This is a genomic window from Methylocystis sp. (assembly GCF_050251305.1).
GTDB lineage: Bacteria > Pseudomonadota > Alphaproteobacteria > Rhizobiales > Beijerinckiaceae > Methylocystis.
Genome location: NZ_JBFWNB010000011.1, coordinates 1 through 14,853, shown reverse-complemented (window position 1 = coordinate 14,853; position 14,853 = coordinate 1). Strand labels below are relative to the sequence as shown.

Here is a 14,853-nt window from a genome sequence, read left to right as displayed (position 1 = left end):
GCGAGCGCAAGACGCCGTCCCCTCGCCCGGCGCTTCCACGGTGGCCGAAAGCGCGATAGAAGGCGCAACGAACACGTTAACGGAGCTATTATGCGTCCCAGCAAGCGCGCGCCCGACGAGATGCGCCAGGTGAGCTTCGAGCGTCGCGTCGCCCGCTACGCCGAGGGCTCCTGCCTCGTAAAATTCGGCAATACGCAGGTGCTTTGCGCGGCGTCGCTCGAAGACAAGCCGCCGCCATGGCTGCGCGGTCAGGGCCGCGGCTGGGTGACGGCGGAATATTCCATGCTGCCGCGCGCCACCCATACGCGCACGCGGCGCGAAGCGGCCACGGGCAGGCTCTCGGGACGCACCCAGGAAATTCAGCGCCTCATCGGCCGCTCGCTGCGCGCTGTCACCAATCTGTCGGCGCTGGGCGAACGGCAGATCGTCGTCGATTGCGACGTGATACAGGCCGATGGCGGCACTCGCACCGCGTCGATCACCGGCGCATGGCTCGCGCTGCATGATTGCTTCGACTGGATGCGTTCGCGCTCCATCGTCAAGGAGAGCCCGCTGCGCGACCATGTCGCTGCGGTGTCCTGCGGGATCTTCAACGGGACGCCGGTGATCGACCTCGATTACGCCGAGGATTCTACAGCGGAAACCGACGCAAATTTCGTCCTGACCGGCTCTGGCGGCCTCGTCGAAATTCAGGCGACCGCCGAAGTCGCGGTGTTTTCGCAGGACGAGCTCTCGGCCATGCTGGCGCTTGCGCAGCAGGGCGTCGCCGACCTCATTGCGCTGCAGAAAGCCGCGCTCGCCTGAATTATCTTGTCCGGGTCAGCAGCAGGAACGCCGCGATCGGATTCGTCGTCAGATAGCGCTTGAAGAGTCGCCGCGGCTCGAGCCCCAATCGGAAGGCCCATTCCAGGCCGGCGTCCTGCATCCATCGCGGGGCGCGCCGCTTTGCGCCGGCGACGAAGTCGAAAAGGCCGCCGGAGGTCTTGATCATCTTCACATTGTAAAGGCGCCGCGCGTGATCGGCGACGAATTGCTGCTCCAGCGGCACGCCCATCGCGAGCCACAGAATGTCCGGCGCCAGCGCGTTAATTTCATCGAGCTTCGCATCGAGCGCCGCGCCTTTGAGATAGCCATGCGAACGGCCGCGAATGTCGAGACGCGGACAGTCGCGCTTCGTCGCCTCATAGGTCGCGCGGTTGACGTCTTCGCTCGCGCCGAGAAGATAGAAGCTCGCGCCGCTGTCCTCGGCCATGCGCGCGACTGCGGGATAAAGATCGGTCGTCGCGACCCGCTCTGGCAGCGGCCGCCTGGACAGAAGACGCGACGCGACGACGAGCGGCTGTCCGTCGGCGCTGATGAGATCGGCGTGGTCGATCTGCTGCGCAAAGGCCGCGTCCATTGCGCGTCGCGCCAGGACCTCGCCGTTGACGGAGGTGAAATAATAGGGGCATTCGGGTCGCGGCGGCGCCCGCGCGACGTCGCACATGAGCCGCGCTGTCTCCTCGACGCCCAGTCGCGCAACCTCCGCGCCGCCAACGCATGTGGTCTCCACGCCGGCGATCGTCATGACGCGATCCGTTCAGGCCGCCGACGGAGGATTGATCGGCTGCGGATCAGTCTCCAAGAGCGCATAAAGCAAATGGTCGCGCCACTGGCCGTTGATATTGAGATAGGAGCGCGCATAGCCCTCCTGCTTGAATCCGACGCGCTCGAGCAGCCGCTTGGACGGCTCGTTGGTCGGCAGGCAAGCGGCCTCGATGCGATGGAAGCCCCGTTTTTCGAACGCATAGGCGCAAGCAGCGCGAACGGCGCGGGTCATATGGCCCTTGCCCGCATAAGGCTCGCCCATCCAATAGCCGAGCGTCGCCGCCTGCGACACGCCGCGCCGCACATGGCCAAAGGAAAGGCCGCCCATCAGCGCATCGTCCTCCTCGCGGAAGATGAAAAAGGAATAGGCCTCGTCGCGCGCCATCTCCTCGGCGTGACGGCGCACGCGATAGCGAAAGCTCGCGCGCGTGAGATCGTCGATGGGCCAGAGCGGCTCCCATGGCGTCAGGAAGGAGCGGCTCTTCTCGCGGAGTTCGGCCCATTCGACGTAATCGCGCATTTCCGACGCGCGCAGATAAACCCCGTCGCCTCTGATCGGCAGGTCGCGGCGTCCGATTACGCTGAAGATCGCCATCGTGCTCCCTGCCAGACCTTGTCAGTTCTGCGCCGCGCGCGCGCGCTGCGATATGAATTCGGCGACTCGCGCGCCGTCATTTTCAAGAATCGTGAATCGTTCCGGCGCGTCAAGTCGCGCGGCGATATTTTCAGGCGGCTGCGGGCGCAGTCCGATCGCGCGCTCGATTGCGTCTGGAAACTTCGCCGGATGCGCGGTCGAAAGCGCGACGACAGGCGTTGACGGATCCTGCGCGAGACGCGCGCGCGCCGCGCTGACGCCGGTCGCCGTATGCGGATCGAGCACATAGCCGGTCTCACGCCAGGTACGACGAATCTCTTCCGTCGTTTCAGTTTCGCCAACGGCGTGCGCGTCGAATTCGGCGCGAATGGCGGCAAGCGCGGCGGCAGGAATTTCGAAAGCGCCGGACTGATCGAGCGAAGCGAAAGCGGCGCGCACCGCGGCCGCGTCGCGTCCGGTCGCATCAAACAACAAGCGTTCGAAATTCGACGAAACCTGAATATCCATCGATGGCGACTGGGTTGGCGTCACGCCGCGCGGCTCGTAGCGGCCGCCGGCAAGCGCGCGCGCGAGGATGTCGTTGGCGTTGGTCGCGACAATGAGTCGTTCAATCGGCAGGCCCATGCGCTTGGCGACATAACCCGCAAGCACGTCGCCGAAATTGCCTGTCGGCACCGCAAAGGAAATATGCCGATGCGGCGCGCCGAGCGCGACGGCGCTGGTGAAGTAGTAGACGGTTTGCGCGACGACGCGCGCCCAGTTGATCGAATTGACGCCGGCCAGTCCGACGCGCGCGCGAAAGTCGGCGGCGCGAAACAGGCGTTTCAAAATCGCCTGGGCGTCGTCGAACGACCCCTGCAGCGCGATGGTATGAACATTGTCGTCTGCGACCGTCGTCATCTGCTTGCGCTGCACGTCGGAGACCCGGCCGTGCGGAAACAGAATGAAGACGTCGACGCGATCCAAGCCCTTGAACGCCTCGATCGCCGCGGCGCCCGTATCTCCCGACGTCGCGCCGACGATGGTGGCGCGCAAATTCCGCTTTTCGAGCACATGATTCATCATGCGCCCGAGGAGCTGCATCGCCAGATCCTTGAAGGCGAGCGTCGGCCCGTGGAAAAGTTCAAGAACGAAGAGATTGTCGTCGATCTGCGTCAGCGGCGCGATGGCGCGGTGACGAAAGCCGGCATAGGCGCTCGCCGTCTGCGCGCGGAGAATCTCTGGCGAAAAGGTCTCGCTGAGATAGGGCGCAATGAGTTGCGCCGTCGCTTCGGCGTATGGCCGACCAGCGAGCACGGCGATGTCGGAGGGCGCCATGTGCGGATAGGCGAAGGGCGCATAGAGGCCGCCGTCGGTCGCGAGACCGGCGAGCAGAACGTCGTCAAAGCCGAGCTGCGCGGCCTCGCCACGCGTTGAAAGATAGCGCAACCGTCGATCCGTCGATGGGAGGGGCGCGCCGCGCGCGACGCGCATGTCAGTGCGCCTTTTCATAGCATATTCGCGATCGCCGCAAGGCCGGGGCTACGGCTCCTGCGCATCGGCGCGCGCCAGGACTCCGCGCGCGTAAACCGCAAAGACGACCAGCAGCGCGACCGAGAGGCCGAACCATGTCACGGCGTAGGAGAAATGGTTGTTGACGATCGTCGGCACGCCGCCAACGGGCCGCGGCCAGCCCTGCGCCGTCGCGGGAGCCGCATCGACGACGAGCGTGAACGGCGCGGCGCCGGTCAGGCCGAGCGCGGCGGCGATCGCCGCCGGATCGCGCGCAAAGAATACGCTCTTCTCCGGCGAGTCGGCCGGCGTAAAGGCGTTGCGCCGCTCCGGCGCGCGCATCAATCCGACCAGCGTCATTTCACCCGAAGGGACCGCGCGCAGAGCCGCGTCATTCGTCATCGAGGCGGGCAGAAATCCGCGGTCGACGAGCACGACGCCGCCCTCCGTCAGCGCGAACGGCCTCAGCAGCGAATAGCCCGGCTCTCGGTTCGCGCCTTCAGGCGGCGCGGCGAACACGAGCGCGTCGCGATCGTCGATAAAGCGCCCCTGCGCGCGCACATGCGTAAAGTCGTAATCTTCAGCCCGCAGCGTCGCCCATCGCCCGGATGGCGGAAGCGGCTGCGGCGCTTGCGTCGAGCGCTGTTCGACGCGGGCGATCAACGCCTCCTTTTCGCCGAGCCGCCGCACCTGCCAAAATCCGAGACTGACCAGCACGGCGAAAAGCAGCGCCGTCGCGATCGCCGGCCACACGAGCGCGCGGAGCGCGGGACTCACGATTGGTGCCGGCTTTCTTCGGCCTTGTTGAAATATTGCAGGGCGATCAGCAGGCCTTTCATCGGCCGCAGCAGCGCGACGCAGAGGATGGCCGACAGCGGCACAAGGATCGCGGCATGCACCCAGTAGGACGGATGATACGCCACCTCGACGTACCACAGCACGGCGATCATCACGAAGCCGACGATCGTCATGACGAAAATCGCAGGCCCGTCGCCTGCATCCGCGAAGGAGAAATCCAGCCCGCACACTTCGCATCGAGGCGCGACCGCGAGCAGCCCCTTGATCATGTGCCCCTTGCTGCAGCGCGGGCATCTGCCGAGAGCCCCGTCGATATAGAGCGAAACGGGCGGATAAACATGCTCTTCTGACATATCGACCTCCAACGAAAACGGTCACGGGCGCGCCCGTGACCGTCCAATGTACAGCTTTGGATCTGGGCGTGGGCTATTCCATGACCCCGCCCCAGTTCCCCCACACATAGATGCAGGCGAACAGGAACAGCCAGACGACGTCGACGAAGTGCCAGTACCAGGCGGCGAATTCGAAGCCCAGATGCTGATCCGACGTGAAGGCGCCCTTGAACACGCGCAGCAGGCACACGAGCAGGAAGATCGTGCCGACGATCACGTGAAAGCCGTGGAAGCCGGTCGCCATGAAGAAGGTCGAGCCGTAATTCGTCGCCGCCGGCTTCGCAGGATCAAAGGCGAAGGGGAAAGGCGCATGAATATATTCGTAGGCCTGGATCATGGTGAACACGAGGCCGAGACCGATCGTGGCCATCAGGCCCTTCTTCAAGACGTCGCGGTTGTTCTCCAGGAGTCCGTGATGCGCCCAGGTCAGCGTCACGCCGGAGGTCAGCAGAATGATCGTGTTGAGAAGCGGCAGTCGCCAGGGGCTCAGCACCTCGACGCCTTTCGGCGGCCAGATGCCCTGGAACAGTTCGGTGCGCATGACCTGCGCCGCGTCGTCCGGGAACAGCGACGAATTGAAGAACGCCCAGAACCACGCGACGAAGAACATCACTTCCGAGAAGATGAACAGGATCATCCCGTAGCGGTGATGCAGCCGCACGACTGGCGAGTGGAATCCTCCGACGCTCGCTTCGTGGATGACGTCGCTCCACCACGCGTACATCACGAACAGCACACCGGCCAGGCCGATGAAAAACATGATGCCGCCGAAGGTCATGCCGCCGATCGGCGCGCCCTTGTGCTGCGCCAACCACATGACCGCTCCGATCGCCATGACGAGCGCGGCGAACGCGCCCACGATCGGCCACGGACTCGGATCGACCAGATGATAGTCGTGTTCGGGTTTCGCGTGTCCGTCCGCCATCTTGCTCTTCCTTGTCAACGGCCGGCGGTCCCGGCCCATCCCCTATGTTTGCCGCGCGCCAAGCCGCGCGGCGCGTCAACCCTTGGGCCTTGCGCTCGCCGCCTCGCCCGTCTTGGACGCAGCCGTGTCTTTGGTGGCGAAGAAGGTATAGGACAGCGTGATCTCGTGAACGTTGCGCATGCCTTCTTCGCGCTCGAGCGCGGGATCAAGATAGAAAACCACCGGCCATTCCTCGGCCTCATGTGGGCCAAGCCGCTTCTCCTCGAAGCAGAAGCAGGCGACCTTGACGAAGAAGGCGCCAGCCTGGCCGGGCGCGACATTGTAGGCCGCCTGCCCGGTCGTCTCCCGGTCGGAGAGATTGGCGACCTTGTAATAGACCGTTTTCGTTTCGCCCGTGCGCAAAGAGACTTTCGCGACCTCCGGCTCGAAGCGCCAGGGCAGATCGCGCGCGACATTGGCGTCGAAACGCACGGTGAGAACGCGCTCGCCGACGGCCGGCGGCCCGGCGACATTGGTCTTCGGCGTGCCGCCGAATCCCGTCGCGGCGCAAAAAGCGCGATACAGCGGCACCGACGCGAACGACAGGCCGAGCATCGCCGCCGCGCCGACGATCAGCGCCGCCGCGACAAGCCGCGGTCGATTGCGCGAACGAGGTGCGGGCGCGACCATGGCTCAGATCGCCTTGTTGATGATGGCCGCCCCGAACTTGACGAGCGTCACGGCGTAGAACAGCACGGCGAGCAGCGCGATCGTCACGCCGATGGCGATATTGCGGGAGCGGCGGCTGCGCGCCTGCTCCTCCGTCAGCACGACCCCGGGGCCGGAGAATCCGCTTGCGCTGTCTTTCATCTTGTCGCCTGCGTCCGTCATTTCGTTCACCATTCGCTTGGCCGTCTAGATCAGCGCAAAGATATGCGCCGTCCGCTCGACGACGAGGACCAAGAACAGCAAAAACAGATACAGGATTGAGAACAAAAACATCCGACGCGCAGCCAGGCGGGCGGCGTCGCCCTCGCGGCGCTTGAAGACCGCCGTCGCCGCGGCGAGCAGCGCGATTCCGCAGCCGATCGAAACGAGCCCATAGGCGAGCGAGGCGAAGCCCAAGAGCCAGGGCGCGACGCCGAGCGGCGCGAGCGCCAGCGCATAGATCAGAATTTCGAGGCGCGTGCGATCCTCGCCCGCGACATTGGGCAGCATCGGCACGCCAGCGCGGCCGTAGTCCTCGCTCTTCAAGAGCGCGAGCGACCAGAAATGCGGCGGCGTCCAGATGAAGATGATCGCAAAGAGCACGACGCTCGCGAAATTGATCTCGCCCGTCGCCGCGGCGAAGCCGACCATCGGCGGCAGCGCTCCGGCGGCGCCGCCGATGACGATGTTCATCGGCGTCCAGCGCTTCAGCCATATCGTATAGATCACGACGTAGAAGAAGATGGTGAACGCGAGCAGCGCGGCGGCGAACCAATTGGCGACATAGCCCAGCGTGAAGACCGAAAGCGCCGCGAGCACAAGGCCGAAGCCGAGCGCCGCCTCGGGCTCCAGACGCCCGGCGGGGATCGGCCGCTTGCGCGTGCGCGTCATCAGCGCGTCGACGTCGGCGTCGTACCACATGTTGAGCGCGCCCGAAGCGCCGGCGCCGACGGCGATCGCCAGCAGCGACGCAAAGCCGATCAGCGGATGCGGCGGCGTCGGCGCGAGCAGCAGGCCCGCGAGCGCGGTGAACACCACGAGCGACATCACGCGCGGCTTGAGAAGCGCGAGATAGTCCGACGGCGACGCGACTGAGATCCGCGGAGCCTGTTCGTCGTGGAGAAAAGATGCGTCGCTCATGGGCGTCTCAGTGGCGTTTCACTCAGAACATCGCCGGCTCAGGGCTTTGCGGCGATCCCGCCGCGACGCCCGCCGGCTTGCGTCGCCGGCGCGAATTCGCTCGCGCCGGCGCTTGTTTCGTTACCGACCCGGACCGGTGATCCGCGGCAGCACCTGGAACTGGTGGAACGGCGGCGGGGAGGACAGAGTCCACTCCAGCGTCGTCGCGCCCGCGCCCCAAGGATTGGCGCCGGCCTCCCGCTTCTTCATGAAGGCTTCGATGATCACGTAGAACCAGACGAGCAGCGACAGCGTGACGAAGATCATGCCGGAGGACGACACGAGGTTCCACAGCGCGTAAGCGTCCGGATAGTCGATGTAGCGACGCGGCATCCCGCCCAGTCCGAGGAAGTGCTGCGGGAAGAAGACGACGTTGACGCCGATGAACAACAGCCAGAAGTTCGCCTTGGCGAGCGTCTCCGAATACATGTAGCCGCTCATCTTGGGGAACCAGTAATAGAACCCCGCATAGAGCGCGAAGACCGCGCCGAGCGACAGCGTGTAGTGGAAGTGCGCGACGACGTAGTAGCCTTCGTGGAACTGCTTGTCGACGCTGGCGTTCGCGAGCACGACGCCGGTGATGCCGCCCATTGTGAACACGAAGATGAAGCCGATCGCCCAGACCATCGGCGCGCGGAACGAGAGCGAGCCCCCCCACATCGTCGCGACCCAGGAGAAGATCTTGATGCCGGTCGGCACCGCGATCACCATCGTCGCCAGCGTGAAGTAGCGTTGAGCATTGAGCGACATGCCGACGGTATACATGTGGTGCGCCCACACGATGCTGCCCAGCACGCCGATGGAGACCATGGCGTAGGCCATGCCGAGATAGCCGAACACCGGCTTTTTCGAGAAGGTCGACACGACCTGGCTGATGATGCCAAAGCCAGGAAGAATGACGATATAGACTTCCGGATGGCCGAAGAACCACAGCAGGTGCTGGAACAGCAGCGGATCGCCGCCGCCCGCAGGGTCATAGAACATCGTGCCGAAGTTGCGGTCGGTCAGCAGCATCGTGATGCAGCCGGCGAGCACGGGCAGAACGAGCAGCAGCAGGAAGGCGGTCACCAGGACCGACCACACGAACAGCGGCATCTTGTGCAGCGTCATGCCCGGCGCGCGCATGTTGAAGATCGTCGTGATGAAATTGATCGCGCCGAGGATCGACGAGGCGCCGGCGAGATGCAGCGCCAGGATCACGAAGTCCATCGCCGGGCCCGGCGAGCCCGTGTTCGACGACAGCGGCGGATAGAAAGTCCAGCCGCCGCCGAAGCCCTTCATGCCCGGCGCGCCCTCGACGAACATCGAAAGGACGGCGAGCACGAGCGACGAGACCAGAAGCCAGAACGAGATGTTGTTGAGGCGCGGGAACGCCATATCCGGCGCGCCGATCATGATCGGCACGAACCAGTTGCCGAAACCGCCGATCAGAATTGGCATGGCCATGAAGAAGATCATGAGCACGCCGTGCACCGTGATGAAGACGTTGTAGAGATTCTTGCCTGCGTCCAGCGCCATCGATGGATCGGCGCCATGCAGAAATTCCGCAAGGCCGGGAAAGATCTGCACGCCTGGAAAGGCCAACTCGAGCCGCATGGCGAGCGACAGCAGAAAGCCGATTATGCCGCCGATCGAGCCGAGAATAATATAGAGCGTGCCGATGTCCTTGTGGTTGGTGGAGAAGAGGAAGCGGCGCAAACCCCTCGGATGATCATGCGCCCCGGCCATCGTCGAACTCGCCATCGTCATGTTCCTTAGAAAGACTAGTGTGTTCCGTTGCGTCTCGTGCGTTTAGCGGCTTTCGGCGGCGAGCCGAACGCGCGACTGGGCGCCGGCGAACTTCTGCTTCGACTCGGCAAGCCACTCATCGTATTTCTCGCGGCTGACCGCACGGATCACGATCGGCATATAGGCGTGGTCCTTGCCGCAGATGAAGTAGCACTGCCCGTAGTAGACGCCTTCCTTCTCGACCTTGAACCAGGTCTGGTTCAAACGGCCGGGGATGGCGTCCATGCGAACGCCGAACGACGGAATGCCGAACGCGTGGATGACGTCGTTCGACGTGATGTGGACGGCGATCACTTCATTCACCGGCACCAGCGCCTCATTGTCGACCGTCAGCAGACGAAGCTCGCCCGGCTGCAGCTCGGATTCCGGCTTCAGCATCTGATCGAAGCCAAAGCCGCCGCCCTGATCCTCCGGATATTTATACGACCAGTACCACTGGTTTCCGGTCACCTTGATCGTCACCGCCGCCTCCGGCACCTCGACCTGCTCGGCCAGCAGCCGCAGCGACGGGACGGAAATGAACAGCAAGATCAGGACCGGAATCAGGGTCCAGACGATCTCCAGCGTCGTATTGTGCGTCAGCTTCGACGGGATCGGGTTCGCCTGCTCGTTGAAGCGGTAGACGACGTAGATCAGCAGCCCCAGAACGAAGAGCGCGATAAACGAAATGATGGGCATCAGCACCATGTTGTAAAACTGCTGAGTCCCAAGGCCGACCGGCGTGACCATGTTCGGGAGGCCGAGGCCGCCGGGCACAGGCTGGCCGTTCTCTTGCGCAAAGGCGAGACTGGCGAGCAGGGTCGCCGGAACCGCCACAGCGGCCGCCACTGCGCCGCGCGCCAACATCTGTCGATTGACGTTAAACATCAAAGCCGCCTTTCGGACCATCGCCAGCCAGCGTTGTTTCTTTTGTTGATTTCCGTGCGCAGCCCGCCCAAAGCCCGCCCCGCTCGGTAGTCGGCCGGTTCAATCACAAACCGTCGATCTGCGCAATTGTTGCAACGCCAGATTCGACAGACAAATCGTCGCGTCGGAGCGTTTGCCAAACAATGCGGCGCACGCGCTGACGACCTTGACAGTTGAAGTCCATTTGATAGGCAACAAACATTGCGCCCGACGGCGCCCGGCGGCCAGCCGTTTTTCCATCGCGATGGTATCGCAACGGTCAAAACGCCGTCCTTCAGGAGTCACGATGAAGCCATTGCGCGCTGCAAGAACCGGGCGCATCTTGCGACATCAGGTCGCGGCAATCGCGTCGGCGGCCGTGCTCAGCCTCGCCACCGGCGCGTCCGATGCGCAGCGCGGCCCGGCAAGAGCCAAATTCGGCGACTGGGAAATGCGCTGCGAGAAGCCTGCGGGCGCGGCGAACGAACAGTGCGCGCTGATCCAAAGCCTCGTCGCCGAGGACAAGAGCAACGTCAATCTCGTCGTCGTCGTCCTGAAGACGAGCGACGGGAAAAGCCGGCTCCTGCGCGTGATCGCGCCGCTCGGCGTGCTCCTGCCCAACGGGCTCGGCTTGAAGATCGACCAGACCGATATCGGCCGCGCCGGCTTCGTCAAATGCCTGCCGACAGGCTGCGTCGCCGAGGTGATGATGGATGACAAGCTGATCGATCAGCTGAAGAGCGGCAAAGTCGCCACCTTCATTATCCATCAGGTTCCGGAGGAAGGCATCGGCCTGCCGCTGACTCTGCAGGGGTTCAAGGATGGATTCGCAAAACTGCCGTGAGGTTTGCGCGACGCGCGGCGCAGACAAGGCCGCGAGCGCGCGCTGGCGGCCGCTGGCGGCCGCGGCGCTTTCGATGTCGGTCGCGCTGGCGCCGGTCGCCGCCGCAGCGTTCGAATTGCCCAAGGTCCGCGTGCCCAGCATCTTTGGCGGCGGCGAACAGCGCGAAGGCGAACCGCCGCCTCCCGGGGCGACGGCGGACTGTCCCGAAGTTTTCGTCGAGACCGGCGCGGCCATGATGCGTTCGCCGCCGGACGCCGAAAGCGGGAGCGTGCGCTACCAGCTTTCGCTCGGCGAGACGGCGCGCGAATGCATCGTCGACGGCGACCATATGACGATCAGAGTGGGCATCGAAGGTTCGGCCGTGCTCGGCGCGGTCGGCCAGCCCGGCACCTATGGCGCCAATCTGCGGGTGGCGATTCGCCGTCAGAAAGACGATACGCTGGTCTCCTCGAAGACCTATCGCGTCAGCGCGTCGATTCCGAAGGGCGGAACGCGCGGCGATTTTGAAGTGATCGCCGACCCCATCACCCTGCCGCTCATGAGCCCGCGCGCGCAAGACGACTATGAAATTCTCGTCGGCTTCACCCAGGGCGGCGATAAGCCCGCGCCCGAGAAACGGCGGCGCGGCGGCTAGCTAGACCGCGCAGTGATTGTGCGGAGCGCGGCTTTCACGCCAGACGCGCACTCCGGCGTCTCCGCCCAAATGCGCGCGAGCGCGACGCCGCGCTGAATCAGTGCGCGAGAGACTTCAGTTCCTTGATTCCGTCGGCGACGAAATCCTTGCCTGCGACCGCGCCGCTCGAAAGCGTGCGTCCGGCGATCCGGACCGCCGCGTCGGCGGCGGCGGCGCGCACTTCGGCCGAGGCCTGCGCTTCCGCCTGCGCGATCTTTTGTTCGACCTGCTTGACGCTGCGCGCCGTGAATTCGTCGAGACGCCGACGCCCTTCCGCGGCGATCAGCTCCGCCTCTTCCTTCGCCTGCGAGACGATGGCCTTGGCCTCTGCTTCCGCTTCCGCCCGCTTCTGCTCGAACGAGGCGAGCAGCGCCTCCGCTTCGTTACGCAGACGCTCGGCCTCGGCGAGCTCGCCCTTGATGCGGTTGATGCGCGCATCGATGAGCGCGGCGAATTTGGAATGCGCGCCGACCCAGAGCATCACGAGAACGAAGATCGTGAAGCCGACGGCGACGAAGAATTCGGCGTCAAAATGCATCGAGCGTCTCCTTGGCGGTCGACGTCGCACGATCCTTGGCGAGCGCGGCCTGATCGACTTTCACGCCGGTAAGCTTTTCGATGATCGCCGCGGCGGCGTCGACGGCGATCTGCTCGACATTCGCCAGAGCCTTCGTCTTCGCGTCCGCGATGCGCTCGTCGGCGGCGCGGATCTTCTCCGCCGCCTGAGATTCGGCGAGCGTGCGCTGCTGCGCGGTTTCGGCGGCGATCTTGTTCTGCGCTTCGCGGCCGATGGCCTGCGCCTCTTCGCGACGGCGACGAAGATTTTCGTCATTGGCGGCCGCAGCGGCCTGCGCCTTCGACTGCATCTCGCGCGCGGCGCCGAGATCGCCGGCGATCTTCGCGCCGCGATTCTCGATAATGCCGCCGACGCGCGGAAGCGCGATGCGCGACATCAGCACGTAAAGCAGCCCGAAAATAATGACGAGCCAGACGATCTGAGGCGCGAAGTTTTCGGTCTGGAAGGGCGGAAAGACGCCCTCATGATGCGCCTCGCCGGCGCCGACGGTCTCGTGCGTCGTCTGCTCGCCCTCGGCGGCGAAAGCGGAAGAGATGATCGCCATGGACATGATCCAGTCTCGGACACGGGCCGCACGACCTCCGCGCGGCGCCAAGCGCTGCAAAAAGAGAGCGTCCGGCCCCAGAGGGCCGGACGCGTAACGTTACGCCTTCAGGAACAGCAGGATCGCGATCAGAAAGGCGAAGATTCCCAGACCTTCGGCAAGCGCCGCGCCGATGATGGCGTTGGTGAACTGGGAAGCGGCCGCCGACGGATTGCGCAGCGCGCCGTTGACGAAATTACCGAAGATGATGCCGACGCCGATCGCCGCCGCGCCGGTGCCGATCGCCGCAAGTCCGGCGCCGACGAGTTGCATTTCTGCCATGGTATGCTCCTGCTGAATGGGGCGACGTTTATTGTTCGATGTTTATCAGTGGCCCGGGTGAATTGCGTCGTTCAGATAGACGCATGTGAGAACGCTGAACACGAAGGCCTGCAGACAGGCCACGAGCAGTTCGAGCGCGTAGAGCGCGACGATCGCGAGGAGCGGCACGGGCGCGAGCGCAGCCCAGACGCCGGCGCCGAGCAGCATCACCACGAAGCCGCCGAACACGGCGAGGGTGATGTGTCCCGCGAGAATATTGGCGAACAGACGGACGGAAAGCGACACCGGCCGCGACAGGAAGGAGATGATCTCGATCGGCACAAGCACGACGAGCACAGGCAGCGGCACGCCATGCGGCACGAACAGGTTGAGAAAGCCGAAGCCGTGGCGATAGAGGCCGTAAAGAACCACGAGCGAGATCACCACGATCGCGAAGGCGAAGGTGACGACGATCTGGCTCGTCACCGAATAGGTGTACGGAATGAGCCCGATCAGATTGGCGATCAGAATGAAGGAGAAGAGCGTGAAGACGAAGGGAAAGAACTTCATCCCTTCGGTTCCGGCGGTCTGGCGCACCATGCCCGCGACGAATTCGTAAAGCATCTCGGCCATCGACTGGATGCGGCCCGGGACGATCGCCTTCTTGGAGGTCGCAAGGATCATCAGCGCCACCACGCCGAGCGCGGCGATCAGCATGAACAGCGAGGCGTTGGTGAAGGACGTCTCGATGCCCTGGATCTCGAAGGGCCACAGCCGATGCAGTTCGAACTGCTCGATGGGATTGGGCTTTGCGGCTGCTTCTTCCGGATTCATCGCTCTTTCCGGACGTCGCCGCCCGGCCCCGCTCGACGCGTCCTAAACGCGCCTTCTTCCTAGTCTTCGCCCGGCTCTTTCGGCTTCGCCACGCGATAGACGTTCCAAAATCCCGCCGCGACGCCCAGCCCCAGCATGACGATCAAAAGCCATGGCGTGGTGCCAAGCCATTTGTCCGCCTGCCAGCCGATCACGGCGCTGACCAACACCGCCCCGACGAATTCGGAGAACGCGTTGAGGCCGACGCGCATGGCCTTCGTAAAGCCCTTGCGCTCCGTCCGCGGCGCAGCGGCTTCAGCGGCCTGCTCTTCGTCGACCTTTCGCAAGGCCGCGTTGAGCTTCTCGAGCCTTGCGTTGAGCGCCGCCCGTTCCGCGTCTTCCTCGTCTTCGTCGCTCATCGGCGTTCTCCGTCGCAGATTGCGCCACGCGCCAATTAACGAGGGCGCGACGTCGCGCGACGGAAAAGTCGAACCGTTCGGGAGACGGCGCGAAACTCTCGGCTTGCGGCCAATCCTTTCGAGCCGCGCGCAACATATTTGCGCGCTCCGATTTAGTCAAGGCGAGGCTCATTCAGATAAAGCATTGAATTATCATATCATTTTAAGACGTGGGCCTATCGACCGCACGGGAAGGCGCCGCGGCGCGACAAAATGCCGAAGCTGAAGCGCGCCGGCGCGGAACTGTGACGGCGTCCAATTGATTACGCTTTTATGACGCTCTCTCTCCGATCCCATGGGCCGCTGTTCGGATTCCT

20 protein-coding genes are annotated in these 14,853 nt (G+C 64.2%); 3 read left to right on the top strand and 17 right to left on the bottom strand.

Annotated features, from left to right (window positions below; genetic code table 11):
- The first annotated feature begins 90 nt into the window (after nucleotides 1–90).
- Entirely contained in the window at nucleotides 91–804 is a 714-nt protein-coding gene (gene rph, locus AB7F41_RS05745; protein ID WP_428382844.1) for a ribonuclease PH, read from the top strand.
- 1 nt (nucleotide 805) lies between these two features.
- Here the strand turns inward: rph and AB7F41_RS05740 are convergent, their stop codons facing one another.
- The 12 genes from AB7F41_RS05740 to AB7F41_RS05685 form a co-directional block, all read right to left on the bottom strand.
- Nucleotides 806–1,567 (bottom strand): WecB/TagA/CpsF family glycosyltransferase, encoded by a 762-nt coding sequence (locus tag AB7F41_RS05740; RefSeq protein WP_428382846.1) that lies wholly within the window; start codon nucleotides 1,565–1,567, stop codon nucleotides 806–808.
- Nucleotides 1,568–1,579: 12 nt separating this feature from the next.
- Nucleotides 1,580–2,182, bottom strand: a complete 603-nt coding sequence (locus AB7F41_RS05735) for a GNAT family N-acetyltransferase (protein WP_428382848.1) — start codon at nucleotides 2,180–2,182, stop codon at nucleotides 1,580–1,582.
- 21 nt (nucleotides 2,183–2,203) lie between these two features.
- On the bottom strand, nucleotides 2,204–3,610 hold the full coding sequence (gene thrC, locus AB7F41_RS05730; protein ID WP_428382874.1) for a threonine synthase: 1,407 nt from the start codon (nucleotides 3,608–3,610) through the stop codon (nucleotides 2,204–2,206).
- Between the two features lie 93 nt (nucleotides 3,611–3,703).
- The gene (locus AB7F41_RS05725) at nucleotides 3,704–4,450 is read right to left on the bottom strand and encodes an SURF1 family protein (RefSeq protein ID WP_428382850.1); all 747 of its coding nucleotides are present in this window, start codon (nucleotides 4,448–4,450) and stop codon (nucleotides 3,704–3,706) included.
- Nucleotides 4,447–4,824, bottom strand: coding sequence for a DUF983 domain-containing protein (locus tag AB7F41_RS05720; protein ID WP_428382852.1), 378 nt, complete (start codon nucleotides 4,822–4,824; stop codon nucleotides 4,447–4,449). The genes AB7F41_RS05725 and AB7F41_RS05720 overlap by 4 nt, the downstream gene beginning before the upstream one ends.
- A 73-nt stretch (nucleotides 4,825–4,897) precedes the next feature.
- Complete coding sequence (locus tag AB7F41_RS05715) at nucleotides 4,898–5,788, bottom strand: cytochrome c oxidase subunit 3 (protein WP_428382854.1); 891 nt, start codon at nucleotides 5,786–5,788, stop codon at nucleotides 4,898–4,900.
- Between the two features lie 75 nt (nucleotides 5,789–5,863).
- A complete protein-coding gene (locus AB7F41_RS05710) occupies nucleotides 5,864–6,457 on the bottom strand; it encodes a cytochrome c oxidase assembly protein (protein WP_428382856.1) in 594 nt (197 codons plus the stop codon).
- A gap of 3 nt (nucleotides 6,458–6,460) precedes the next feature.
- Nucleotides 6,461–6,670 carry a CoxF gene (locus AB7F41_RS05705; protein WP_428382857.1) on the bottom strand — a complete coding sequence of 70 codons (210 nt, stop codon included), beginning with the start codon at nucleotides 6,668–6,670 and terminating at the stop codon, nucleotides 6,461–6,463.
- 12 nt (nucleotides 6,671–6,682) lie between these two features.
- Complete coding sequence (locus tag AB7F41_RS05700; protein WP_428382859.1) at nucleotides 6,683–7,615, bottom strand: heme o synthase; 933 nt, start codon at nucleotides 7,613–7,615, stop codon at nucleotides 6,683–6,685.
- Nucleotides 7,616–7,735: 120 nt separating this feature from the next.
- Entirely contained in the window at nucleotides 7,736–9,397 is a 1,662-nt protein-coding gene (gene ctaD / locus AB7F41_RS05695) for a cytochrome c oxidase subunit I (RefSeq protein WP_428382861.1), read from the bottom strand.
- A 48-nt stretch (nucleotides 9,398–9,445) separates the two neighbouring features.
- On the bottom strand, nucleotides 9,446–10,309 hold the full coding sequence (coxB, locus tag AB7F41_RS05690) for a cytochrome c oxidase subunit II (protein WP_428382862.1): 864 nt from the start codon (nucleotides 10,307–10,309) through the stop codon (nucleotides 9,446–9,448).
- 99 nt (nucleotides 10,310–10,408) lie between these two features.
- Entirely contained in the window at nucleotides 10,409–10,669 is a 261-nt protein-coding gene (locus AB7F41_RS05685) for a hypothetical protein (protein ID WP_428382878.1), read from the bottom strand.
- On the opposite strand from AB7F41_RS05685, the gene AB7F41_RS05680 reads away from it, so the two are divergent.
- Together AB7F41_RS05680 and AB7F41_RS05675 are read left to right on the top strand one after the other, a co-directional pair.
- Nucleotides 10,635–11,171, top strand: coding sequence for an invasion associated locus B family protein (locus AB7F41_RS05680; RefSeq protein WP_428382864.1), 537 nt, complete (start codon nucleotides 10,635–10,637; stop codon nucleotides 11,169–11,171). The two genes, AB7F41_RS05685 and AB7F41_RS05680, sit on opposite strands and share 35 nt — an antisense overlap.
- The gene (locus tag AB7F41_RS05675; protein WP_428382866.1) at nucleotides 11,149–11,805 is read left to right on the top strand and encodes a hypothetical protein; all 657 of its coding nucleotides are present in this window, start codon (nucleotides 11,149–11,151) and stop codon (nucleotides 11,803–11,805) included. Before AB7F41_RS05680 ends, AB7F41_RS05675 begins: the two co-directional genes overlap by 23 nt.
- 97 nt (nucleotides 11,806–11,902) lie before the next feature.
- On the opposite strand, the gene AB7F41_RS05670 is transcribed toward AB7F41_RS05675, so the two are convergent.
- From AB7F41_RS05670 to AB7F41_RS05650, 5 genes are all read right to left on the bottom strand, one after another.
- Nucleotides 11,903–12,382, bottom strand: a complete 480-nt coding sequence (locus AB7F41_RS05670; protein ID WP_428382868.1) for an ATP F0F1 synthase subunit B — start codon at nucleotides 12,380–12,382, stop codon at nucleotides 11,903–11,905.
- Nucleotides 12,372–12,965, bottom strand: coding sequence for an ATPase (locus tag AB7F41_RS05665; RefSeq protein ID WP_428382870.1), 594 nt, complete (start codon nucleotides 12,963–12,965; stop codon nucleotides 12,372–12,374). The genes AB7F41_RS05670 and AB7F41_RS05665 overlap by 11 nt, the downstream gene beginning before the upstream one ends.
- Before the next feature lie 99 nt (nucleotides 12,966–13,064).
- Nucleotides 13,065–13,286 (bottom strand): F0F1 ATP synthase subunit C, encoded by a 222-nt coding sequence (locus AB7F41_RS05660; protein WP_138166641.1) that lies wholly within the window; start codon nucleotides 13,284–13,286, stop codon nucleotides 13,065–13,067.
- Nucleotides 13,287–13,331: 45 nt separating this feature from the next.
- Nucleotides 13,332–14,099, bottom strand: a complete 768-nt coding sequence (locus AB7F41_RS05655; protein ID WP_428382876.1) for a F0F1 ATP synthase subunit A — start codon at nucleotides 14,097–14,099, stop codon at nucleotides 13,332–13,334.
- A gap of 59 nt (nucleotides 14,100–14,158) precedes the next feature.
- Nucleotides 14,159–14,497, bottom strand: a complete 339-nt coding sequence (locus AB7F41_RS05650; protein ID WP_428379975.1) for an AtpZ/AtpI family protein — start codon at nucleotides 14,495–14,497, stop codon at nucleotides 14,159–14,161.
- Nucleotides 14,498–14,853 lie beyond the last annotated feature (356 nt).